This window comes from Bartonella sp. DB5-6 (assembly GCF_000278115.1).
Classification (GTDB): Bacteria; Pseudomonadota; Alphaproteobacteria; order Rhizobiales; family Rhizobiaceae; genus Bartonella; species Bartonella refiksaydamii.
This window is the reverse complement of record NZ_JH725115.1, coordinates 144,427-167,499: the sequence shown is the minus strand read 5'-3', so window position 1 is coordinate 167,499 and position 23,073 is coordinate 144,427. Positions and strand designations below refer to the sequence as shown.

The following is a 23,073-nucleotide window of genomic DNA, read 5'->3' as shown; positions in this document are numbered from 1 at the left end:
CTGCTACAATTTGTATCACATTTGTTTTGCAAAAAAAATGTGAACTCCCATATAAATAGTGTGAGTAGTTTGCTACCACAGCAATAGAAAGGTCTAAGAAGCCATGAAAGATACACCAACAATCACGCAAACGATTGTACTTGTTGATGATGACCGCAACATTTTGACATCTTTATCTTTTGCGCTTGAGACAGAAGGCTATCGGGTTGAAAGTTATACAGATGGAGCATCTGCACTCAAGGGTCTAACTCTTCATCCCCCACACTTAGCTATTTTTGATATTAAAATGCCCCGAATGGATGGAATGGAGCTCTTGCGCCGACTGCGACAGAAGTCTGATATTCCAGTTATTTTTCTTACGTCTAAAGATGATGAAATCGATGAGCTATTCGGTCTCAAAATGGGAGCTGACGATTTTATTACCAAACCTTTCTCTCAACGTCTTCTCATTGAGCGTGTGAAAGCTATTTTGCGCCGTTCTAACGCGCGTAACCAGCCGCTTGCAACAGGAGCTTCTCCCACCTCTTCTCTTAAACGTGGAGATCTTGTGATGGATCAGGAGCGCCACACCTGTACATGGAAAGATAAACCTGTTATCCTTACTGTCACAGAGTTTCTGATTCTACAGACCTTAGCACAAAGACCAGGAGTTGTAAAAAGTCGTGATGCTTTGATGGATGCCGCATACAGTGATCAAGTCTATGTAGATGACCGCACCATCGATAGTCACATTAAACGTCTGCGAAAAAAGTTTAAACAAGTGGATGATGATTTTGCAATGATTGAAACACTTTATGGTGTAGGCTATCGTTTCCACGAAGTATGAAGCTCTTTTGTCGCACAAGTTTGAACAGCGATCAAATCGATGACAAAAAATACTCAACTGGAAACTCTGCAAAAAACAGCACCAAATGGTATCCTTTCAACGCCGTTTCCCATGCTTGCCCATTTGCATCTTCGAATACAGCGCCTTCTCAGACAATTGCTTTTTTCTAGTCTTACACGCCGCATTGTTATATTAAATATTGCTGCCCTTGCTGTTCTGGTTACAGGTATTTTATACCTTAATCAATTTCGTGATGGTTTAATTGAAGCGAAAATCGAAAGTTTATTTACTCAAGGAAAAATTATCGCTGGAGCCATTGCCGCTTCTGCAACGGTAGATACAAATTCTATTCTCATTGATCCCCAAAAACTTTTGGAATTACAAGCTGGAGAAAGTGTTACCCCCACACCACAATCAACAGACTCTTGGGACTTTCCCATAAATCCTGAACAAGTTGCCCCTCTTTTACGACGCCTTATCACACCCAAAACAACGAGAGCGCGTATTTATGATCGTGATGCCACTCTCCTTCTTGATTCGCGCGCTCTTTATTCAAGTGGTGAAGTTTTTAGCTATGACTTACCACCACTTAAAACTGAACAAAATACATGGGAACGCCTCTCTTCATGGTTTTCAAACACATTTTACGGCAGTGGTGTTGCTCTTGATAGAGAACAAACAAAAAACAATGCTATTGCTTACCCAGAAGTATACCGAGCATTAAATGGGACTCTTTCTACTACCCAACGACGCAACAGACAAGGTCAATTAATCGTTTCTGTTGCTGTACCTGTTCAACGCTACCGTGCAGTAGTAGGGGCACTTCTTCTTTCTACCACCGGTTCAGATATTGACAACATTGTAAAGGGAGAAAGATTGGTCATTTTTAAAGTCTTTGCCGTTGTAGGCAGTGTGCTTTTGGTACTTTCTTTATTTTTAGCTCACACGATTGCGCATCCCTTAAGCAAATTATCTGCCTCTGCTAACCGTGTGCGCAATGGCAATAATAAGCGCGTAGAAATTCCTGATTTTTCAATGCGTGAAGATGAAATTGGTCATCTTTCTACTTCTATTCGTGATATGACAAATGCCCTTTATATGCGCATTGAAGCCATTGAACGTTTTGCTGCTGATGTAAGCCACGAATTAAAAAATCCGCTTACCTCATTACGGAGTGCTGTTGAAACACTTCCACTAGCTAAAAATGAAGAAGCACAGGAGCAATTGTTTGAAATTATTCAACATGATGTGTGTCGTCTAGACCGTTTAATTACTGATATTTCTGATGCCTCTAGACTAGACGCAGAACTTGCTCGCGAAACCGCACAAATTGTTGATATGACACTGCTCTTGGAAAGTCTTGTTCATGCTGTTCAGGAAGTATACCGTAATACGCAAACCATTGATATAAGCCTTAATGTTGTCCCACTTCCTCATGGAAAAGCCTATCTTGTGTTGGGACACGAACTCCGTTTAGGGCAAGTTATTTCCAATCTCATTGAAAACGCACGCTCCTTCATCCCCCATAATAGTGGTAAAATTTGTATAACTATGAAAAGTCATGGTTCAACCCTCATTTTAACTATAGAAGACAACGGACCCGGTATTCGTTCAGATAATATTGAACGCATTTTTGAACGTTTCTACACTGATCGACCAAACGAAGATACTTTTGGACAAAACTCAGGACTTGGCCTATCTATTAGTCGGCAAATCATCGAAGCCCATAATGGGACAATTACAGCAGAAAATATTGTTGACCCCAAACTTGGAAATAGTAAAACTGGAGCACGTTTTATTATTATGCTTCCCTTCGCTAAATAAATCGTTTATCCAAAGCAAAAAGCATGAAAACAGAAAGTGAATTACTGCATGCAAATTGTCTTCAGCTCGGAGGAAAGGGGCTGTTGATTATAGGCCCATCGGGTTCAGGAAAATCAACCCTTACCCTTTCTTTGATCGACCGTGCTGAGTGGTCAAAACGTGAAGCAAAACTTATCAGTGACGATTACACTGAGCTCCGTGTGGAAAATGGAAAACTTCACGGATATACACCAGAAGGTTTACAAGGAGGCATTGAAATCCGCGGTGCGGGACTCTATGCGATAGAGTTTGAAAAACAAACAATTATCGATTGTGTTATTCTTCTTGGTCCTGAATATGAACGCTTTTCCATAAATAAAACTTTTCAATTTGCAAATTTACGCATTCCTCTTTTAAAACTTCCTAGCCTTCATGAAGCCGATTGTACAGCCATTTGTCAGGCTATTGAAGCATTCTTTTTTAGAAAAGTATGGCGTAAATCTGTCTGATTTTTTCTAAAAATAAAAAAATCATTATTTTTGCCTTTTTTTTGCAAATTTTTCTTGGCAGCAGAACAAAGCCTTGTAAAATGTCTTTTCCACCAATATGGTCGGGTCTTTAGTTAACAGGAGTTTGTGTAAATGATTGGACTCGTGCTTGTAACGCACGGTGAGCTGGCTGTCGAATTTCTACATGCTGTAGAGCATGTTGTTGGAACACAAGAAAAATTTGCAACAATATGCGTCTATCCCGATGATGACATAGATCAGCGCCGAGGTGATATTATAGCGGCAGTTTCCTCTACAGATACAAACCATGGTGTAATCATATTAACAGATGTGTTCGGTGGAACGCCGTCAAATATGGCTATTTCTGCTGTTGAAAAAGGACGCGTTGAAATGATTGCGGGTGTTAATCTCCCCATGCTCATTAAACTGATATCTATTCGTCAATGTCCTGATATTTCATTATCAGAAGCTTTAAGAATAGCACAAGAAGCAGGGCGTAAATATATTAATGTACCAGTATAATTTTATAGCGGATAATGAAACACTGATGCTTTCTAAAGATACTCTCCCCTGTATAAGCCGTCATTTTAATATCTGTAATAAACGTGGATTACATGCGCGTGCTTCCGCAAAGTTTGTACAAACTGTTGACAATTTTAACGCCATTGTTGAAGTTGAAAAAGATGGAAAAATCGTTGGCGGTTCATCTATTATGGGACTTATGATGTTAGCAGCCTCCCCTGGTTGTAACCTTACTATCCGTGTATCAGGACCAGAAGCAACTGACGCTCTCGATGCTCTTGAAAAACTTATCAATAATAAATTTGGAGAAGAAAACTAAAGCTTCTCACAAAAAAGGAATGATGGTTATCTTTGAAATAAGGCGAGACTTCTTCTATTATTGTATTGATTGGTTTCCCCATTTTTTCTTAAAAATATCTGCATTCATGTCGATGATAGATTAGGTGTATAATTATTCATAAACATAATCCGTGTTGTGTACAATGTTTGTGTGTAACTTCTCTTCCAAACAATATTTGATCAATTTGAATGTTTATCGTGTATTATAGTTATTATTACGACTTAACACATATGCCTAAATATTTACTACAGAAAAGAGAAACATTCACCTTTTGCCAAATATGCCAACTTTTAAGCTATTTTAGACAAATATAAAGATAAACACATAAATCAGAAATTTATCAACTTTCCTTATCTTAGACTGTATTTACGGTGTTTATAATGAAAACGCAAGCAATCCTCCACTGCACATCTTTGTATTAAAAAGTATGCAAATATGGTTTTTGTTTGCATCATAACCACTCTTTTAGATTCATAAGATTTATGCATTTAATTATTATAGACATTTTTTAGACATTATTTTTTTGCATCATCGCCTTATACTTAGCGGTACAGGCTTTGTGCTTGTTGTTCGCCATTGCGTTTGTGGTGGCATCTTTTCACTGTAAGGAAATATCATGAACCGTCTGTTTTGTGCTCTTCAAATTCCTCAACAAACAACAGAAGCACTCATATCGCTGCAAAATGGCTTACCACAAGCGCAGTGGATCAATCCGCAGAACTTTCACGTCACTTTGTCTTTTTTTGGTGAAATTGAAAGCTCCCTAACAGATGAAATTGTGCGTGCTTTTGACACAATAAAGCTCTCTCCTTTTATGCTGCAAGCAAGAGGTTTTGAGGTTTTTGGTTCAGAAAATGCTCCGCATTCCCTTGTTGTTCGTATTGAGCCTTGTGAAACTCTCAGTCTTCTACATGAAAAGATTCAATGTATTCGGAGCAGCCTGCACTTAACACCTGATGAAAAACAATTTACTCCGCATATTACTCTTGCGAGATTGCTTGATATTAAACCTGATGATCTTCCTTCTTATTTGTCTTCTCGAGGTAGTTTTTTGTTCCCTCCTTTTAAGGTCGATCATTTTGTTCTATTGTTATCACCGTCTCCTTCAAGCGACGCTCCGTACATTGTAAAAAGAAGCTGGGCACTTCAAGAATAAAAGGATGTTTCTAACATCCTTTAGAACTCTCTTTGATAGAATGCCTTACGGGTGTAGCATTGCATGCAGTACTGCACCTTTGCGCGGTGGGTATATTTTTGATGCATTTTAAGCTGAATCAGATTTAACAGAAGCTTCTTTTGCTCCACCTTTGGCTACACCTACTATAGCTGGACGCAAAACACGTTCACCGATAATGTAACCTGCCTGAACAACTTGTTGAACAGTGTTATCTGGAACATCAGAGTTAGGAATTTCAAACATTGCTTGGTGAAAGTGAGGATCAAATTTTTGCCCTTCTGGATGAATTTTCTGCACTCCGTGACGTTCCAACGCTGCTATCATTGCACGCTCAGTCATCTCAACTCCCTCCGCTAATGTTTTCAAACCAGCATCACTCTCCTTTGCCCCTTCTGGAATAGCCTCTAAAGCACGATTGAGGTTATCAGAAACAGATAACATGTCACGCGCAAAATTGGCAATTGAATAAGCCTTCGCATCCGCCATATCACGTGCAGTACGACGTCGAAGGTTTTCCATATCTGCAGCAAGACGTAAAAGCTGGTCTTTCAGGTCTTTATTTTCGTTCTGCAAAGCAGCTAAAGGATCTATAAACTCATTTTCCTCTTTTGAAATCTCTGCGCGAGCTTCGGCTTCGCGCGTTTTTAAAAACTCATCTGCTGCTTGTTTAAGTGCATCACGATCAGTTGGATTTTTCAAATCGCGATTTTCAAATGAAGCGTCAGTAAATTTGTTTTTTTCTTCAGACATAAAAATTCCATTCCTTCATAAGATTTGTTATTCTCGATATCGAAATTCTGCAGGCAAAAATCAAGGGGTATTTACGCATCTTAATACAATGAATATTTATAATATAAATGTTCACCTAAATGTTTTAACGCAACAGTTGTGATATAAGTTGAGCCGTATAATCAACCATGGGCACAATCCTAGCATAATTAAGCCGCGTGGGTCCAATAACACCTAAAGCACCAATAACTCTTTGCTTTGAATCACGATAAGGTGCCACCACTAAAGAAGAACCAGAAAGCGAAAACAATTTGTTTTCTGAACCAATAAAGATACGAACTCCTGAACCTTCATCCGTTAAATCAAGAAGCTGTGCCATACTTTCACGCGTTTCAAGATCATCAAACAGATGTCGTAACCGCTCCAAATCTTCTTCTGCTTTTACATCTTCAAGCAAATTACTGCGCCCGCGAACAATAAGGTGTATTTTATGATCAGCACCTTCTCCTCCCCAAAGAGCTAACCCTGTTTCAACAAGATGATGAGACAAATGATCAAGCGCAGCCCGCGTTTCTGAGCATAAACGTGCAATTTCTTCTTTAGCTTCACTCAATGTACGCCCCTGAATATGAGCATTGAGAAAATTCGTTGCCTCTGTCAATTGTGCATGGGTAACACCTTCCGGTAAATGAACAACACGATTCTCAACCTCCCCTTGTTGGGTTACTAAAACTGCAAGAGCTTGCGCTCCATCAAGACGTACGAATTCAATATGCTTCAACGTCCCTTCATATTTCGTTGCTAGAACAAGCCCCGCTCCACGTGAAAGATCTGAAAGAACGCGACTCGCTTGAACGAGAAAATGTTCTACAGATTGTGCATGACCAGCCTCCTTGACTTGCGTTTCGATACTTTCACGCTCCTCGCTTGGCAAATCACCCGCTTCCATAAATGCATCAACAAAAAATCTTAACCCTGATTGTGTTGGCATTCGCCCCGCAGACACATGCGGTGCATAAATCAACCCAAGATGTTCGAGATCACTCATCACATTGCGAATCGTAGCAGGTGACAATGTCTGTTGCAAAAGCCGCGAAAGATTTCGTGATCCTACAGGTTCACCATCATTAAGATAAGCCTCAACAATATGACGAAAGATATCACGTGAACGCTCATCAAGATATTTTAGTTCATCATCAATAGGTTTGTGCTTCATTACAATTAATTCACTACTCTAAAAATACTTCCTTCTTATATAAGTTTTGCCAAGGTTTGGTCAAACAGTCTAAAGTAGTGCAAAAGCACACTATATATTTATCATAAAAAATGCTACCATTAAAGGAGTACAGCCTTTATGTCTTTGCAATTATTATCCTTATCAAATACAAAAGATTTCATTTAAATAGGATATCAATAAACATGCAAAAAGATCGTGTCTTGTAAAATCTGATAAGATCCCTATCATACGGTCACTTAAGCTAGTTTCCAGCATAAAAATAGTATCCCCCTTTCATTTCTGGAGAAATGTATATGAGAAGCATAGCAACAAAAAAACTCGTCATTGCTACACATAACACCGGAAAATTGCATGAAATTACCGCATTGGTTGCCCCTTTTGGTTTAACAATACAATCCGCAAAAGAGCTCGGATTACCAGAACCAAAAGAAACGGGAACAACATTTGAAGAAAATGCCTACATTAAAGCTTTTGCAGCAGCAAAAAATACAGGACTTCCGGCTCTTTCTGATGATTCTGGCATGGAAGTGGATGCATTGGGTGGTGCACCGGGCGTTTATACAGCTGACCTTGCCCTTCAACCTGATGGCACACGTAATTTTTTAAAAGCTATGCAAAAAGTAGAAGATGAACTCCAAAAAGTTGGAGCACATGAAAAAAGCCAACGGAAAGGCCGATTTATATCAGTCATCTGCATTGCATGGCCCGATGCTTATGCAGATTATTTCCGTGGGTGCGTTGAAGGTACATTCATTTGGCCACCACGTGGAGATAAAGGTTTTGGCTTTGATCCCATTTTTTTACCAGATGGATATGAAAATACCTTTGGTGAAATGTCAACAGAGCAAAAACATGGCTGGAAGCTAAATGATAAAACACCCCTCTCGCATCGCGCGCGTGCTTTCAAGCTTTTCGCAGAAAACCTTTTAACACCCTCATGAATAAAATTTTTGGCATTTATATTCATTGGCCTTTTTGCGCTGCTAAATGTCCTTATTGTGACTTTAATTCGCACGTACGCGTCCATGGTGTTGATCAATCACGCTTTGTAACCGCTTTTGAACGTGAAATAGAAACGCAATACCATAAAATAGGTCCACGTCATATTACCAGTATCTTTATTGGTGGGGGGACGCCCTCTCTTATGACTCCTCAAACTGTTGATGCTTTATTGCAAGCAGTTGCAAAAAAGTGGACGGTCGATGATAAAGCCGAAATCACACTGGAAGCCAACCCATCAAGTGTAGAAGCAGAACGCTTTCACGGATACAGAGCGGCAGGAATTAACCGCTTATCCTTAGGTGTACAAGCACTCAATGACAAGGCATTACGACAACTTGGCCGTCTCCATGATGTAAAACAGGCTCTTCACGCGATTGCTTTGGCGCGGAAAATCTTTCCACGTTTATCTTTTGATCTTATTTATGCCCGCCCCGAGCAAACACTCGAGCAATGGAAAAATGAACTTTTTCAAGCCATTGACTTGGCAGCAGACCATCTTTCTCTTTACCAACTGACTATCGAAGAAGGAACTGCCTTTAAGCGGCTTCACGCCGCAGGAAGACTTATCCTCCCCGCTTCAGAACTCGCAGCAGATCTGTATCATCTTACCCAAGAAATAACTACTACACATGGACTTCCAGCCTATGAGATCTCAAATCACGCAAGTCCCGGTTCCGAATCAGCACACAATCTTCTTTATTGGCGTTATCATGAATACGCAGGCTTTGGTCCAGGGGCACATGGTCGCTTTATAAAGCATCCATTGAACAATTTTTCCGCTTTCTCAAAAACATCTTTATCACACAATGAAAACCATGAACGTTATGTCACAATCAATGAAAGGTATCCTGAACACTGGCTTGAATTGGTAGAAACTACAGGACATGGCTGCGTTGAAACAGAACAATTGACCAGAGAGCAACAGGCAAACGAAATGCTTCTCATGGGATTGCGTCTTTGCGAAGGTTTGAATCTTACACGTTATGAAACCTTAAGCCCCAAGGGTTTACCAATGGAAAAGCTTATCGATTTACAACAACAAGGGCTAGTAGAAATGCTAGGAAATCAGCGCTTAAAAGCGACAAAAAAAGGACGCATCCTTCTTGACCACATTATCAACCAATTAGCAAACTAGCATCTTTATGACTTTAACCTGCGTTCTCATCAATTGCGATATAGCATTCACGGTTTTTAATTTGTGGTAAAAATGTTTTTTAAAAAACAATTGCTTCTTTTTTACGCAAAAAAATCAACAATGAAACGTTCATAAATAACAGTGAGAGTTTCCAGTGCATCAAGATTTACACACTCATCCACCATATGCATCGTTTGCCCCAGTAAACCAAATTCAACCACTGGGCAATAGTCTTTAATAAATCGCGCATCCGAAGTCCCCCCTGAAGTTGAACATTCTGGTATACTTCCTGTTACGCTTTTAATAGCATTTGACAAAGTCTTAACGAGTTTATCATTTTTTGTCAAAAAAACATCTCCCAAACTTGGAATCCATTCCAGATGATAGGAGGGGTATTGATCAGACTTATTTTTTGATTGTATTGAAGAAAGACGCTTTTCAATTTCTGCTATAAGCGTTTCTTTTGTCCAAAGATCGTTGTAGCGTATATTAAAACGGATCATTGTTTGCGCTGGAATAACATTTACCGCTGAATTTCCCGTATCAATAGTTGTTAATTCCAAATTACTTGGTTGAAAATTTTCTGATCCTTGATCTAAAGCAGTTTGCGTCAATGCTTGAATAAGCTTACTTGCTAAAGGTAATGGATTAGCTGCTCGCTCAGGAAAGGCAACATGCCCTTGGCGACCTTTAACCGTGATAATACCAGAGATTGATCCTCGGCGTCCAATCTTTATCACATCACCAACAACTTTTACGCTTGTTGGTTCTCCCACGAGAGCTGCAGTCCATTTTTCACCTTTTTGCTCCGCCCATTTGAGAAGTTTGACCGTACCGTTAATAGCAGGACCTTCTTCATCGCAGGTAATCAGAAAACTTACTGTCCCTTTAATGGAGCGTTTCTCAAGAACTCGAGCCAGCGCTGCAACAAAACAGGCAATCCCACCCTTCATATCAACAGCACCCCGCCCATATAGCTTCCCTTGATCTATTACAGCTTCAAAAGGAGGATGTATCCAGTGTTCTAACACACCTGGTGGCACAACATCAGTATGGCCTGCAAACATAAGATGCGGTCCCTCTCCCCCTATTTTTGCATAAAGATTTTCAACATCTTCTGTATTCTTATCCGAAAAAACAGGACGTTCAATATGAAACCTCATCTTTGCTAGAAATTGTTCCAAAGTTGACAAGGCACCCGCTTCATGAGGTGTAACAGAAGGACAACGAATAAGCGCCTGTAATAGTTGAATTGGATTTGTAAGGACAGGCATAGTGCTCTTCCAATCTAAACTGAGGAGTTACCAGAAATTATTAGGCTGAATTACAAAAAAGATAAAGTAAAAACATTGAAGGCACTCAGCACACTAGGCAGGGGAAGATAATCGTGCTGAGGCTTCAATGGCTTCTTCACCCATGAGTGACTAAGCACACACATAACGGTACACTCAACAAAAAGTTCCATCCCATATTATCTTCTAAGGGCTTTTCATATTTCTAACTTATATGGATGAAAATTGATTGCTTGCAGTATATGACCATTTTTCTTCAACCAAGCACGATACTTTTTACTATCTGGACAAAGCTTTTCACAAAGATCCCAAAATTTTTGTCCGTGATTCATTTCGACAAGATGAGCAACCTCATGCGCGACAACATATTCAACAATTTCTTTTGGTGCCATAATAAGGCGCCAAGAAAAAGAAAGACGCTTGTCTATTGAACAAGATCCCCAACGACTTTTCGTATCTTTATAGCAAACTGACTTCACTTTACGCTCTACTTTACGTGCATAATACGCAACCAATGGTGTTATAGTGAGCGCCGCCTGTTTTTTTAGAATATCAGCAACACGCCTTGGCAAATATTCTAATTGACCATAAACGATAATTTGAGGTTCCTGTCCTGCTTCGCCTACAACAATTTCTGATACCCCACGCCCTTCTTTATGTCCTATGGTATGTGCAACACCCAATACAGGAATCGTTGTACCTTTTTTGAGATAAGCATTTTCGTGAGAAACACATCCACGCGTAAGACGCGTTTCAATCCAAAATCGGTGCTTTTTAATGAAATCTTGAACCGAACAGAGACTTATCGCTGGCGGTGTTGTTACACAAATTTCCTGCCCGCTTGCATCAATACGTAATGTAAGACGGCGCGCGCACTTATGCCTGCGTACGCGTATAGGTACAATACGATCAGAGAAAATAAAATGTTGTTCATAAACGGTCATACATTATGTCTTTATCTTCAATGAACTTGACCCTTATCCTGCATTAATTCTGTCAATTAACGACCTCAATACTGCTTCGAGGCATTCTAAATCCTGCGGACGCGAAAGCCGATGGTCCGCATCACGAATAAGTGTTAATGTTACATCATGTAAAGGCAAATGATCAAGTAAAGTCAGTGTATGCTGATAGGGTATCTCTGTATCTTCCATACCTTGCAAAATATGAACTGGACACCCAATATCAATGCATCCTTTCATAACACAGTTATCTCGCCCATCTTCAATCAGTGTCTTGGTGAAAAGAAACGGCTCCGTATCACCAACAGCAGGTCGCTCAATACATCCTTTTTCTTCCAGAATTTTCCATTCTGCCGGCCCTAATTCTGGTTCCACTAATGTTTGTGTAAAATCAGGAGCCGGCGCAATCAACACCATACCAGCAAGCCTCTTATTTTTCTGCGCTAGCATCGTCGCAAGTTTGAGAGCAATCCACCCCCCCATAGAGGAGCCAATCAAAATTTGTGGTCCTTTACAATAAGTTTCAAAAACCGCTAAACTTTCTTTGACCCAACGCGATATCGTTCCTTGAAAAAAGTCACCCTCTGATTCCCCATGACCTGAATAGTCAAAACGCAAACAAGATAAGTCATTCTTCTGAGCGAAGCTATCAACCATCACCGCTTTGCCCCCCAACATATCGGATTGATAGCCAGAAAGCCAAACCAGACTAGGAGAGCCGCAACCTTTGCGATGGCGCACTGCAAGAGCAGTACCTTCAAACGAAAAAAATTGGCAAGGAATGTTTTGATCCATGATTCTTTTCCTTTATGAACTATTTTCTCTTATAAAAGAAAAATTCCTATCTTCCAAATTCTCTCACAAAGTCATAAATCAAATAATGAAAAAAGCGCGAATTCTTGTTGTTTTTCTGTGTATAATTGTATATTAAATTACATTGTAGATTAATCAAAATTAAGGAGCATAAACCATTCGTAGACCGTTTAAAATAACACCTACTCAAAAAGACGGGCCACGCTCAAATCAGGACATTCGGGTTCCTCGTGTTCAGCTTATCAATGATGAAGGACAACATCAGGGAATTGTTGCAATACAAGAAGCACTTGCTATGGCCGCAGATGCAGGGCTTGATTTAGTTGAAATTGTGCCGAATGCAGAACCGCCCGTGTGTAAAATTATCGATTTGGGCAAATTGAAATATCAAACCCAAAAAAAGGCGGCTGAAACACGTAAAAAGCAAAAAGTCATCGAAATCAAAGAGATTAAGATGCGTCCAAATGTTGATGTCCATGATTATGAGGTCAAGCTCAAAGCTGTTCATCGCTTTATTGGTAATGGTGATAAAGTAAAGATTACTTTGCGTTTTCGTGGTCGTGAAATGGCACACCAAGATCTTGGATTAAAGCTTCTTCAGCGGGTGAAAGAGGATACCTGTGAAATTGCTAAAATCGAATCTGAACCAAAACTCGAAGGCCGTCAAATGATGATGGTGATAGCACCTAAGTAATGTTTCATTGGGATAATATATAAAATATGACTCATCTAGAGTTGAGTATATGGATATGATTTAAAAGTGCCACATATTATTGTTGTGGCACTTTTAAATTGGTAGTTGTTATGCGCCAACCTCTCTCATTAAGAGAATACTCTTTTTATCAAAACGACTAAATGTTTTTAATAAGAGTGCTTCAATCTTGCATGAAACAACAATAAAATGTAGAAGCGCTTCATGGTCAAAAAACAAATTTCTGCTTTTGATAGACATCTGATCATCCGTCTTTTGCGAGAAAATTTTCATAAACATGCGTGTTGGTATGGTGCCGCTGTTTTTTCAATGATCATTATTTCCTGCACAACAGCAGCCAGTGCATGGATTATGCGTGACGTTGTCAATTATATTATTGACGCGCAAAATTTCAGTATGATTGTTTTGATTTCTAGCATCATTGCTTTCATTTTTATCCTCAAAGGGATAGCAACTTTTGCCCAAACTTACTTTTTGAGCAAAGCAGGCAACAGTATTGTTGCTGAACAGCAGCGTAAAATTTACGCACGCCTTATGGAACAGGGAGTCTCTTTTTATCATAATAATGCTTCATCTGATCTTCTTGTGCGTGTAACCCATAATGCTACAGCCGCGCGTAATATCATCGATACAATTATTACAACTTTTGTACGTGATTTGCTTTCCGTTAGTGGCCTATTGCTTGTTATGTTTATTCAAAACTTTACGTTAATCGCCATTACTTTAATAATAGGACCACTGGCTTTTTTAGGAGTTCGAATGGCTTTAAAACGTGTTCGTAGCCTTGCGGAAAAAGAACTCCTTTCTCTTGGTGAAATTATCAAAATTGTACAAGAAAGTTCTATTGGTATTCGTGTTATCAAAGCTTTTTCATTAGAAGAGCTCATGAAAAAACGTATGGATAAAGCCATTTGCGATGTTGAAAAACAAGCAAACACTATTGCAACACTTCAAGCCGTTACAAATCCGATTATGGAAACCCTTGCTGGTGTTACCATTGCGGGTATTATCTGTTTTTCCGGCTACCTTGCAACTCAGCGTACAGGCGTTCAAGGTGAGTTCATGTCCTTTATTGTTGCTTTGCTTCTTGCTTACGAGCCTGCAAAAAGACTCGCAAATGTACGTGTTAAAATTGAAGCTGGCTTGGTCAATATCCGTACGATGTTTGAAATTCTCGACCGTCCTCTTACGGTTATAGAACATGCAAAAGCTAAAGATTTGGATAAAAGACAAGGAACTATCCGTTTCGAAGATGTTTCTTTCGCATATACAGGTAACCAAATGGTGTTGAAAGACATTAATCTAGAAATAGAACCTAGAAAAATGACAGCGTTGATAGGGCCATCTGGTTCGGGGAAATCAACGCTTATAAACCTTATTATGCGCCTTTATGACCCCACAAAGGGACGTATATTTATTAATGATCAAGACATCCGTTATACTACATTTCGCTCCCTTAGAAATCTGATAGCTTATGTAGGACAGGATACTTTTCTTTTCCAAGGAACTGTTAAATACAATATCGAGCTTGGAAAAGCAGGAGCTCACGACAACGACATTATTAAAGCAGCAAAAGCAGCCAATGCTCACGACTTTATTATGGATCTACCAAATGGCTATGATACACAGATAGGCGATAATGGCTGTAATCTTTCAGGTGGACAAAAACAACGACTCGCCATCGCCAGAGCAATGCTTCATGACAGTGAAATTCTGATTCTTGATGAAGCAACAAGTGCATTAGACTCGCATACTGAAGCACAAATTAATGAAGCTCTTCACCATCTCACCAAAGGGCGCACGACTATCACTATTGCCCATAGACTTTCAACGATTGCTCGCGCTCATAAAATTATTGTTATACAAAATGGTCAACTAGTCGAACAAGGTACTCGAAAAGAATTGCTTGCAAAAAAAAACGGTTTTTACAAAACGCTTCATAATATCCAATTCAAAAAGCATAAGCCTTAGTTTCTAGATACTTAAGTAAGTATTTGAGAATAAAAATGGATGAATTCATATTCCTTAAGTGCAGAGATTGGCAAAAAAATTACACTTTATTGAAGACACACTTTTAGGATTTGTATGATAATTGAAAAACTTCCTTATTGTTTTACTGAAGAAATTCATCTTACTTTAAAAATGAGGACTCAATGGCGAGAGTTTCCCCTTTCCTCAAGCAAGTGGAGTCGCATTCATAAACATTATGAATTTTTATAGCAGCAAAAAAATAGACTTCAAATTTTGAAAAAGCTGCTAAGAACTATGATGATAAATCTGAGTGATGCACCTTTGTTTACCAGCCATTTCCATGCTGCCGGTTATTAGATTACGCCATAAATTAACAATAAGCTTAGCATAAAAGGACTCATTGAAGAGAAACCGTTAATTTATTTATAACGAGACTTCCTGCTGTAGCGGACATCTTGGACTATACTTCACGTTTTATTTTCTCGTCTAAGAACTGGAATAATGTTCAGCACCTTAATTTCTTAAAAATAAAATACATATGTCATTGCTGATAAAAGTTATGATCCTAATGCGCTAAAAAACAGGTGAGAAGCAAAACTATATTCCTATCATTCCTTACTGCTTAAATAGGAAAATATTGCATAGCTGTGATGGTCATCATTACAAAAAAGTTACCTTATCGAACGCATCTTTAAGGAAACACAACACATGAGTTTATAATGATAATTCATCGTTTTGCAATTTAAATGAGAGCTCTGAATACTGTAAGATTTCTTCATTTTAAATCCTTATCATGCCGGAAAATTGTTTGCTTGTACATCACAAGACAGATCAACGCGTGGATAAAAAGCTATTTAGGCAAGCAATAAATATATACTTTTCATAAACCGTCTCAATGCAAGAGCAACTGACAAAATTGAGAGCTAGTAAATAGAAAGATGTACTCGCTTGACCCTTGCATTAGTAAAAATGGTGGTGCACTATCGATTTTGCGTTATACTCTTTATCGGTACCAGTGTAGAATGCGATTTGGAGCAACGAGAGATATTAAACAAGCACATGACTAAGCAATATAACAATGTGCTATTTTTCATAAAGAGCGTGCTCCTCGAGAGCGTGAAAACAAAAAACAAATATTTTAGACGTATTCTCTCACGATTTGATAAAAAAGCTTCTTCTTTTATGAGATTACTAATCTAAGTTTTAATCTTCTCCTACTTAGAGATTAGAGAGTTGGGTGCATAACACCTCAGTAATTAGAATTTAAGAGCTTCAGTCCTTAATAGTCTCTTTCATAAAATAAGCCAACACTAGAATTTTTTTCATTTCCTATAGCGCCTTTAGCTTTAAGATTGCGTGAAATGTCTAAATTAATAGTTCCCTTCGTCTTTCCATCCGATCCTGCTTCAAAGCCTAAATAAATATTATTGTGTATATAACGTCCAACACGTAAACCGGTATTACCTTTTTCATCAACGATAACATCAAGATCATCAAGACCTATTTTAGCCCGTAGAGCATTCAATAAAGATGTATTAGAAGCACCTGCAAGATCAGCTGCCGCTGCCGCAAGCTGAGCAATCTGAAATGGTGATAATTCATTAAGAGAGCGATTAAAAATCAAACGTGCCAAAATCTCATCCTGTGGTAAATTCGGTTGTGAAGAAAAATTAATATCAAGATTATCAATTGTCCCACTTACCGTTACTGTGACGCGAATATCACCACTATTATTGTTGGTGACAAAGTAAACCGTAGGATTAAGATTACCGCTAAAACTTGCTTGCCCTTGATCAAAATTAAGATGCTGTGAAAGAATATCAAAACGTCCACGAATCATCCTAAATTCGCCAACTGGATGCACGTCATTCAATGGTCCTGCTAAGTTAATGCGTCCTCCTAGTTCAGTATCTAACCCTCGCCCACGTACAAAAAATTGATTGTGCGCTGTAATACGCATATCTGATAACATAACAGATGAAGATTCTTGAGAGATATCATGGGGTTTGGTAGTGATCTTAACATCAGCACGTTCAAGTGTTTTTTGAATCGGTTTAGTTAAATTCTTATTCTTAATATTAAGGAATTTTGCGTTCCGAAAATGATCAGGGACAAGAACTTCAGCTTTTTCAACAATGATATCACCACCAATAACAAGGTTACTCAAAAAATGACCCGTCATTATCATTTTGCCGGACAACGTTGCAAGAATCATAGAACCATCATTATAATTGGCGTGATCAAGATTAAACACCAAATCTGTCTCTCCATCATGAAAAATACGGCCTGAAGCAGAAATTAATCCCCCCTCAGATGAAGAAGCTGAAGCTTTTTCTATAAAAATATGATCGCCATTCGATTTTCCTTCAATTGTTATATTGTTCAATCCTACATTTGTTTTTGAATCAAAAAAACTACCATCAACTATAGAGAGATCTCCTACCAACTGTGGCTTCCATAATTCACCACTAAGAGTTGCATCAACTTTGGCTGTACCCGTTACATGCGCACCGCGCTTAGCTAATAATAGATCAATAAAAGCAATAGGTATTGTCCCTTTAACATTCAATTTGGCCTCTGAACCATTAAGAGCAACAAGCCCATTTATGGAAAGATCTAAGCCTTTATCTCCAGTTGCTATCATATTCTCAATATGAAAAGTCGATTTTTTGTAAGAACCACTGGTATTCATATTGATCGACATAGGCCCTTTATGCGTCATAGTAGTCAAGTTTTGACTTGAAAGATCAAAACGAGCAGATGGATCTTTCATTGTTCCACTAATATCAACCCTACCAACAATCGTTCCTCCAAGCGCTTGCCCTTCAATAAAACTATTAACCAAATGTGCAGGAAAATCTTGCAAATTAACATGGAGATCAAGCGTATTTTTATCTAAAGATATACGACCTTGTGCTTGTGCTTGTACCCCTTCTCCCGTTAAATTTGCATTCAAAGTAAGGTTTTGATCTACTGTTTTACCTGTAGCAGTAAGCACAAATGGCATTACTTTTTTATCTTGAAGAGCAACCGTTGTTAGCCCTTCACCTTTTATATTATAGGTTACATCAGGTTTTTTAAAAGGACCTCGGATTATAACCTTCCCTGTTAAAGTACCAGCCGCTCCAAGATTGGATTTCCATAAATTGGCTAAAGCAGCAGGAAGCGCATTCATTGTGAGGTACAGATTAAGGGTATCCTGCACATTTCCCGCAAGTATAACTTTGCCTCCATTAATTGCGATTCCTAATTCATTTATTGTTATTCCTTCTTTATCAAAAACAATCGTAGCCGATTTAGGCAATGTCGCGTGAAAATCGTGTTGTTTAACATCTATAGTTTCAATCTGCACTTCTCGTTTTATACCTTCTGGAAATTTCATCGTAACCATACGGCCAGAAAGTTGTGCATTTGTATTATTAGGCAACATCGCTTGAACAGTAAAAGCCGTTTGCCCATCGTTGCCATTGGCATGAGCATTTAGACGATTAACCATCATCAAAGGCGTTTGGATACGCTCTGCATTGATAACTCCCTCAAACTGAGCCATACCAAAAGGATCAAAGACATCTGCTTCGACTTCCAACTTTTTAATTTTATTCTTTGCAAAGCTTAAACGGTCAACATGCGCTTTTAGGATAGCTTTTTGTCTGCCATTTTGTTCGTCAAAAATAAAATCTCCTTTTACTTTTCCACTGCCTTCTTGCAAAAATAATGCAGCAAGCGCTGTAATATCATCAGCGTCAATATGCAAAGCTCCCTTCACACTCCTCCCAAGCTTTTGAGAAAGGTCGCCGGTTATTTTTGCACTTCCTCCTCTTATATCAATATCTTCAAGCATTCGAATCTGATCAGAATCCTTAAAAGAAGCAGATAAATGCAATGGTTTCTCAGAAAAAGTTCCTTCACCCTTTATAGAACCCGTTACAGAAGTGTTCGGCGCTGTATTATCCACCAGAGTTTTTATAGTGAACGTTGTGTTTTTTAGCTTCTTTCCTACTAAAAATGCTTCAGCAACATCAGCACGTGTATTAAGTTTTATAAGGCTATTGCGCCCTCTAGCAGTACTTTGGATTATGAGCGTACCATTTATTCTCGGATCTAATCTGGCGAGATCAGATATTTGAGCGTAGAAATCCATTTTAGCGCTCTCATTTGAAAAATATCCATTAGCTTTTATGTTTGCGTATTGGCTTTTCAAATTTAAATGACGCAAAATTAAACCTGCCGTGTCGTGAACAGCACCACCTGAAAGAGTAAATTTTCCTTTGAATAAACGATCTAAAGGTTCCATGCCTATTTTCAAATTGTCTGTCATCCCTGATAATTCAAGATCAAAAACGCCATCAATTAAACCGATAGTTCCTTTGGCTTTAATATCTGCGCTACCAGAGAGTGATTGTCCACTCAGCAAACTAAAAGGAGCTAGTGTTTGGGCTTTTAAACTAAGGTCGCCTTTAAAAACAAAACGATCCATTTTTCCTTTTAACCAAGCAGAAAACCCCTGACTCGTAACACTAAAATCATGAATCAAAACTGGCTTTTTAGAAACAATATCTGTATCTAGATGCACATGAACTGTTTGTCCTAGACTTTCTCGCAACGTGCTCTCACTTTTTTCAATCCCTTGAAACGTTCCCTTAACCTGAATACCAACATGACGAGAAGCTGCATTATCAAGATTTTCGCTCACCCCCCCCATATCAAAAATCGCATTACGAATATGAATATTTTTATTGCTCAAATGATGTACAACAAGCCGGCCATTCCAAGATTGTTGCCCTTCACGGCCATAATCAATATTTAAAGCAAGATTATCTACACGCATTGGGGATTTTGACGTTGTTAAATGAGTAGCATCATTTTCCTTATCAAGAGCCATTTTGCCATCAACAAAAAGCCGCCGCAAAAATCCATCTGTTGTTATTTCAGCATTAGCCAAAATATTCATTGTTTTACTCTGAATCACCATATGATCAAGATGCTTCACACCGTCTTTTGTCATCCTTGCCTCTGCTTTCAATGTTACATCAGATTCAAAAAAGCTACGATATTGTGGAGGCATTAAAGGACCAAGTGTGCCTACCAGTTTAGTAGAAAAACTGTGCCCTTCTGCAACACTTGCAAGAATAACATTGCCATCCAAAATAGGACGGTGATCGGCTTCTAAAGAAAGACTGACAACTAAATCATCGAAAGTACCATCACCTCTCATGGAGAGATTTAATGCGGGACGCTTTTCAATGTTAAAAATATTTGCCAAAATGCCATTTTGCGATTCATCAACAGAAATATCAATTTTAGCTGTACGATTGCTATCGGATATCTTTGTTAGAATAAAAAAAGATCCCTGTGCATCTAAACGATGAGCTGCTATATTAACATCAAAATCACCATTAGCTAAGGTTAGATTGCCTTTTAAAGACACATCAGCAGAAAAACCAAAAAGATCCTGTTCAAACACCACGTGTTTAGCCGTAAGCGTGTTTATAGAAATGGCAAGTGGCAACTTTGGTAAAGAAAACTTTCCTGCCTCAAGAGAAGCAATAAGAGAAAGATTGTCATGTGGTTTGCGTAAAAACGTAATCTGTTCTGCTGAAAGCTGGTTAATATCTATGCGCCCTCTCATTAACGCTAGGCGGTTCCAGTCCATTTTAGCATTGGTAATTTTAAGCCAAACACCTTTTTTATCACTCACAGTAATAACATCAATCGACGTTTGAGAAGATAGTGCCCCTTGCATATTATGTAAACGAACTTGGCGATTAGGCGCTGAAAGTCCACGTTCAATTAAAGAGATAAACCATGAACGATCATCCACTGTTGCTTCGCTAGAGGATGAATTGCCTCTCTGGGCAAAAACAAAAGTGCTCACCAAAAAAAATAAAAGACAAAATAAGAAAGCCGATAAACGCACACTTTTTTTCATTAAAACGCTTGTCCTATACCCACATAAAAACCAATACGAGGATCACCTTTTTCCCGCTTAAGAGGAAAAGCTAAATCAATGCGTAAAGGACCAAGACCTGTCATATAGCGACCTCCAATACCCGCTCCCCATTTCATTTTTTGAGAAAAATCAACAAACACTTTTTCTCCTACAAGACCTCCATCAAGAAAACCGACAACTCCTATCTTATCATTTAAAGAAAAACGTAATTCTGCTGCCCCCTCAACAAGTGACCGCCCGCCAACAACAGCATCATTTTCTGTTTTGATACCAATATTGCGATAAGCATAACCGCGAACGGAACCACCACCACCAGCAAAAAAGAGCGTATCAGAAGGTATTTGTGCTGTATCACTCCCAAGAATTGTACCAAATTTTGCCCGAGCCGCAAAAATAAAACGATCATTTTTATCCAGTGTCCAATAAGAACGACCTTCCACAGTCGTCTTTGTCACAAAATTACTAAAACGCATTTCATAAAAAGGTTCAACAATCACTTCACCATACAAACCTTTTGTCGCATTAAACTTATTATTACGACTATCATAAATCAAACCACTCGGTAATCCGATTGTTGTAAAATTACGGCTCCCAAAATAAATATCACGTGAATAACCATTAGAAACTTCTACAGCAACTTGTCCTGATAGATTACTATTAAAGATATGCGTTATACCCAACTTTCCTTTGATGGCTTTTGTCGTGTAATTGTCTAGAACATCTTGCTGTATTTTCAGTTCTGCCATAAAGTCAGTATCAGGAGTGAATATACTAGGCTTTAAAAATGTGCCGCCGAAAAGATAATCAAAATTTTTCAGATTATATGCTTTCTCCCTGTTCCTGCTAATACCGCTTATTTTAGTCTCAACTTTGAGGCGTTCTGCATGACCAAAAAGATTGTTATGCATCCAATAAGCTTCAAAACCAGCACCATCTAATGTTGAATAGCTACCACCAACACCGAAACGGCGTAGTTTACGTTCTTCTAAAACAAGCGCAAGCGGTAAACTCCCATCAGGGTTAATTGTATCAGCCTCACGTATATCCACAGCACGAAAAACATTAAGTCGTGCAAGCCTTTCATTTGCTTTGGCTAATGCATAAGAATCATATTTTTGGCCTATCTTCAACCCTGTCATCCATGCAATGTAGGCTGAATCCACACTTGGCTTCTTACTAACATTACGTACAGTTAAAGGGCCGTAATAAGCTTTTTGTCCAGGATCAACAGTAATCTGCGCATCAATAAGACGGGCTGCATGATCAGCGACCACTTCACTTTTCATAACTTTAGCTTTAGCATAACCCTGTCTACGCCACCCTTCAATCGCCCATCTTTCTGCTTTCAAAATGGTTTCAGATTTGGCAACAGCCCCAACCTGATAACCTAATTCTTCAATTGTGGGCACTCTATTAGTTTCATATTTCACAAATGGAGCAACTTTATCTATATCTGCAACATTAAAAACATATTGTGGACCAGCATCAATGGTAATAACAACATTGGATTGTGCTGGAAGTTGAGTCATAGGACTCAAATCAGCAGCTTCTAAACCATTAATCTTAATACTGATCACACCACCGTAGCGTCCATCAGCATAAAGAGCAGAAAGAATTGCCTGATAATCTGAACGCGCTTTAGCCAACAAGCCAGAAGAACTGGATGCCTTATCTTGATCAACAACGAGAGAAGATACAGCCTTAACTATCTTAACGCCTTCTGATGGAGTACCTAACGGTGTAACAATATCAACTTTATAAAATTTTTCCGTACCACTGATATGAGAAAAAGAATTTGTTTTTTTTTGACCAAAAAGAGGTATGCCGAAAAACTCAAATGCCGCAAGTTGCTGCGGAAACGCACAGACGAAGCATAAAACTATAAATACACTGCGTATGGTTCCTGATTTAAAAAAAACTCTCGTCTGATATACCATTAAATCAGATACCTTCAATATGCTTTACATCACTTTGTACTATAAATAACATTGAACAAGAAAACTAAATATACCTATTCTGGATATTTCATACGTTTGATCACAGCAAATAACATTCTTTTCTTGCAATGCATAACGCCTCCCCTCCTTATATTC

17 protein-coding genes are annotated in these 23,073 nt (G+C 38.7%); 10 read left to right on the top strand and 7 right to left on the bottom strand.

Annotation, left to right across the window (positions count from 1 at the left end):
* Positions 1 to 103: 103 nt before the first annotated feature.
* From MCO_RS02070 to thpR, 6 genes are all read left to right on the top strand, one after another.
* A complete protein-coding gene (locus MCO_RS02070; RefSeq protein ID WP_007552305.1) occupies positions 104 to 826 on the top strand; it encodes a response regulator transcription factor in 723 nt (240 codons plus the stop codon).
* Positions 827 to 865: 39 nt separating this feature from the next.
* A complete protein-coding gene (locus MCO_RS02065; RefSeq protein ID WP_007552304.1) occupies positions 866 to 2,650 on the top strand; it encodes a sensor histidine kinase in 1,785 nt (594 codons plus the stop codon).
* A 23-nt stretch (positions 2,651 to 2,673) separates the two neighbouring features.
* Positions 2,674 to 3,138: an HPr kinase/phosphatase C-terminal domain-containing protein gene (locus tag MCO_RS02060; protein WP_007552303.1), complete on the top strand. Its 465-nt coding sequence runs from the start codon at positions 2,674 to 2,676 to the stop codon at positions 3,136 to 3,138.
* A 132-nt stretch (positions 3,139 to 3,270) separates the two neighbouring features.
* The gene (locus MCO_RS02055; RefSeq protein ID WP_007552302.1) at positions 3,271 to 3,660 is read left to right on the top strand and encodes a PTS sugar transporter subunit IIA; all 390 of its coding nucleotides are present in this window, start codon (positions 3,271 to 3,273) and stop codon (positions 3,658 to 3,660) included.
* A gap of 25 nt (positions 3,661 to 3,685) precedes the next feature.
* Positions 3,686 to 3,979, top strand: coding sequence for an HPr family phosphocarrier protein (locus tag MCO_RS02050; RefSeq protein ID WP_040298666.1), 294 nt, complete (start codon positions 3,686 to 3,688; stop codon positions 3,977 to 3,979).
* Positions 3,980 to 4,616: 637 nt separating this feature from the next.
* Complete coding sequence (thpR, locus tag MCO_RS02045; RefSeq protein ID WP_007552298.1) at positions 4,617 to 5,156, top strand: RNA 2',3'-cyclic phosphodiesterase; 540 nt, start codon at positions 4,617 to 4,619, stop codon at positions 5,154 to 5,156.
* 108 nt (positions 5,157 to 5,264) lie between these two features.
* On the opposite strand, the gene grpE is transcribed toward thpR, so the two are convergent.
* Together grpE and hrcA are read right to left on the bottom strand one after the other, a co-directional pair.
* Entirely contained in the window at positions 5,265 to 5,927 is a 663-nt protein-coding gene (grpE, locus tag MCO_RS02040) for a nucleotide exchange factor GrpE (protein WP_007552297.1), read from the bottom strand.
* 124 nt (positions 5,928 to 6,051) lie between these two features.
* Positions 6,052 to 7,122, bottom strand: a complete 1,071-nt coding sequence (hrcA, locus tag MCO_RS02035) for a heat-inducible transcriptional repressor HrcA (protein ID WP_007552296.1) — start codon at positions 7,120 to 7,122, stop codon at positions 6,052 to 6,054.
* 314 nt (positions 7,123 to 7,436) lie between these two features.
* Between hrcA and MCO_RS02030 the strand changes: the two genes are divergently transcribed.
* Both MCO_RS02030 and hemW read left to right on the top strand, forming a co-directional pair.
* Positions 7,437 to 8,084, top strand: coding sequence for a non-canonical purine NTP pyrophosphatase (locus MCO_RS02030; protein WP_007552295.1), 648 nt, complete (start codon positions 7,437 to 7,439; stop codon positions 8,082 to 8,084).
* Positions 8,081 to 9,280 (top strand): radical SAM family heme chaperone HemW, encoded by a 1,200-nt coding sequence (hemW, locus tag MCO_RS02025; protein ID WP_007552294.1) that lies wholly within the window; start codon positions 8,081 to 8,083, stop codon positions 9,278 to 9,280. Before MCO_RS02030 ends, hemW begins: the two co-directional genes overlap by 4 nt.
* Before the next feature lie 101 nt (positions 9,281 to 9,381).
* On the opposite strand, the gene dapE is transcribed toward hemW, so the two are convergent.
* From dapE to MCO_RS02010, 3 genes are all read right to left on the bottom strand, one after another.
* Positions 9,382 to 10,554 carry a succinyl-diaminopimelate desuccinylase gene (gene dapE, locus MCO_RS02020; RefSeq protein WP_007552293.1) on the bottom strand — a complete coding sequence of 391 codons (1,173 nt, stop codon included), beginning with the start codon at positions 10,552 to 10,554 and terminating at the stop codon, positions 9,382 to 9,384.
* A 215-nt stretch (positions 10,555 to 10,769) separates the two neighbouring features.
* A complete protein-coding gene (locus MCO_RS02015) occupies positions 10,770 to 11,516 on the bottom strand; it encodes a M48 family metallopeptidase (protein WP_007552292.1) in 747 nt (248 codons plus the stop codon).
* Between the two features lie 33 nt (positions 11,517 to 11,549).
* Positions 11,550 to 12,329, bottom strand: a complete 780-nt coding sequence (locus MCO_RS02010) for a carboxylesterase (protein WP_007552291.1) — start codon at positions 12,327 to 12,329, stop codon at positions 11,550 to 11,552.
* A 193-nt stretch (positions 12,330 to 12,522) separates the two neighbouring features.
* Between MCO_RS02010 and infC the strand changes: the two genes are divergently transcribed.
* Positions 12,523 to 13,041 (top strand): translation initiation factor IF-3, encoded by a 519-nt coding sequence (infC, locus tag MCO_RS02005; protein WP_040298621.1) that lies wholly within the window; start codon positions 12,523 to 12,525, stop codon positions 13,039 to 13,041.
* 222 nt (positions 13,042 to 13,263) lie between these two features.
* Positions 13,264 to 15,030, top strand: a complete 1,767-nt coding sequence (locus MCO_RS02000; protein WP_007552288.1) for an ABC transporter ATP-binding protein — start codon at positions 13,264 to 13,266, stop codon at positions 15,028 to 15,030.
* Positions 15,031 to 16,309: 1,279 nt separating this feature from the next.
* Here MCO_RS02000 and MCO_RS01995 read toward each other — a convergent pair.
* Both MCO_RS01995 and MCO_RS01990 read right to left on the bottom strand, forming a co-directional pair.
* On the bottom strand, positions 16,310 to 20,959 hold the full coding sequence (locus tag MCO_RS01995; protein WP_007552285.1) for a translocation/assembly module TamB domain-containing protein: 4,650 nt from the start codon (positions 20,957 to 20,959) through the stop codon (positions 16,310 to 16,312).
* Complete coding sequence (locus MCO_RS01990; RefSeq protein ID WP_007552283.1) at positions 20,959 to 22,917, bottom strand: autotransporter assembly complex family protein; 1,959 nt, start codon at positions 22,915 to 22,917, stop codon at positions 20,959 to 20,961. Before MCO_RS01990 ends, MCO_RS01995 begins: the two co-directional genes overlap by 1 nt.
* Positions 22,918 to 23,073: the final 156 nt, after the last annotated feature.

Bases quoted from the DNA above. Each gene is read 5' to 3' on its own strand.
- MCO_RS02070 (WP_007552305.1), top strand. From the start codon at position 104: ATGAAAGATACACCAACAATCACGCAAACGATTGTACTTGTTGATGAT.
- MCO_RS02065 (WP_007552304.1), top strand. From the start codon at position 866: ATGACAAAAAATACTCAACTGGAAACTCTGCAAAAAACAGCACCAAAT.
- MCO_RS02060 (WP_007552303.1), top strand. From the start codon at position 2,674: ATGAAAACAGAAAGTGAATTACTGCATGCAAATTGTCTTCAGCTCGGA.
- MCO_RS02055 (WP_007552302.1), top strand. From the start codon at position 3,271: ATGATTGGACTCGTGCTTGTAACGCACGGTGAGCTGGCTGTCGAATTT.
- MCO_RS02050 (WP_040298666.1), top strand. From the start codon at position 3,686: ATGCTTTCTAAAGATACTCTCCCCTGTATAAGCCGTCATTTTAATATC.
- thpR (WP_007552298.1), top strand. From the start codon at position 4,617: ATGAACCGTCTGTTTTGTGCTCTTCAAATTCCTCAACAAACAACAGAA.
- grpE (WP_007552297.1), bottom strand. From the start codon at position 5,927: ATGTCTGAAGAAAAAAACAAATTTACTGACGCTTCATTTGAAAATCGC.
- hrcA (WP_007552296.1), bottom strand. From the start codon at position 7,122: ATGAAGCACAAACCTATTGATGATGAACTAAAATATCTTGATGAGCGT.
- MCO_RS02030 (WP_007552295.1), top strand. From the start codon at position 7,437: ATGAGAAGCATAGCAACAAAAAAACTCGTCATTGCTACACATAACACC.
- hemW (WP_007552294.1), top strand. From the start codon at position 8,081: ATGAATAAAATTTTTGGCATTTATATTCATTGGCCTTTTTGCGCTGCT.
- dapE (WP_007552293.1), bottom strand. From the start codon at position 10,554: ATGCCTGTCCTTACAAATCCAATTCAACTATTACAGGCGCTTATTCGT.
- MCO_RS02015 (WP_007552292.1), bottom strand. From the start codon at position 11,516: ATGACCGTTTATGAACAACATTTTATTTTCTCTGATCGTATTGTACCT.
- MCO_RS02010 (WP_007552291.1), bottom strand. From the start codon at position 12,329: ATGGATCAAAACATTCCTTGCCAATTTTTTTCGTTTGAAGGTACTGCT.
- MCO_RS02000 (WP_007552288.1), top strand. From the start codon at position 13,264: ATGGTCAAAAAACAAATTTCTGCTTTTGATAGACATCTGATCATCCGT.
- MCO_RS01995 (WP_007552285.1), bottom strand. From the start codon at position 20,959: ATGAAAAAAAGTGTGCGTTTATCGGCTTTCTTATTTTGTCTTTTATTT.
- MCO_RS01990 (WP_007552283.1), bottom strand. From the start codon at position 22,917: ATGGTATATCAGACGAGAGTTTTTTTTAAATCAGGAACCATACGCAGT.